The organism is Streptococcus sp. ST14 (assembly GCF_046098195.1).
Lineage (GTDB): Bacteria > Bacillota > Bacilli > Lactobacillales > Streptococcaceae > Streptococcus.
This window is the reverse complement of the sequence record NZ_JBJUSF010000071.1, coordinates 1-641: the sequence shown is the minus strand read 5'-3', so window position 1 is coordinate 641 and position 641 is coordinate 1. Positions and strand designations below refer to the sequence as shown.

General features: G+C 39.8%; 1 protein-coding gene. It reads right to left on the bottom strand.

Features of this window, described 5'->3' with window-relative positions:
* The coding region (locus ACIY19_RS10850) for a type IV secretory system conjugative DNA transfer family protein (protein WP_409003406.1) at positions 1-641 on the bottom strand (641 nt) is incomplete at both ends.

The window sequence follows — 641 nt, the reverse complement described above, 5'->3', positions numbered from 1 at the left end:
ATTGCTTCAGAGATACGATCAATATCTAGCTCAGACTTCATGTAATGAAAAGGATTAAACCGATCTGAATTCTTGAGCCGAATCAAATCAAAGATTTTAACAGCATAGCCAGCTTTCTCAAGCATCTTCCCAACTTCGTGTACCAGGTTTCCTTTAGGATCTGTGACAACAAAGTTTGAGTTCATCTGCATTAAATTTGGCAATACAAAAGTAAAGGTTTTGCCGTCTCCTGGAAGACCAATGACAATCACATTTTTATTGAGCTGAACATTGTAGGCTAAGCGAAAGTTAAATAGGCCCATTTTGACCTGTTTTGAAAAAATCATATTCTTCTCAAAATCAACGTCTTCAAATCGTCTCATTTCCTTCAAAGTCGCAAAACGAGCACTACCTTGTTCTTCTCCCTGACGATATAAATTTTTATCCATAGAAGCATAGACAAGCATTGGAAGGCCGAATCCGATCAGCCCTGCATATAAGGCTCCTGAATCAAAGAAGACACCAAAAGAGAAGCGTTCCCAGTGTTCTAGCAACCAACGAAGCCGCAACATTCCCATGAAAGGCACTGCTGCAGTCGAAAGTTGGTAGTAATGGTAAAAGGACTGGAAAATAACAAATGAAAATAGCCCCACCACCAGGTA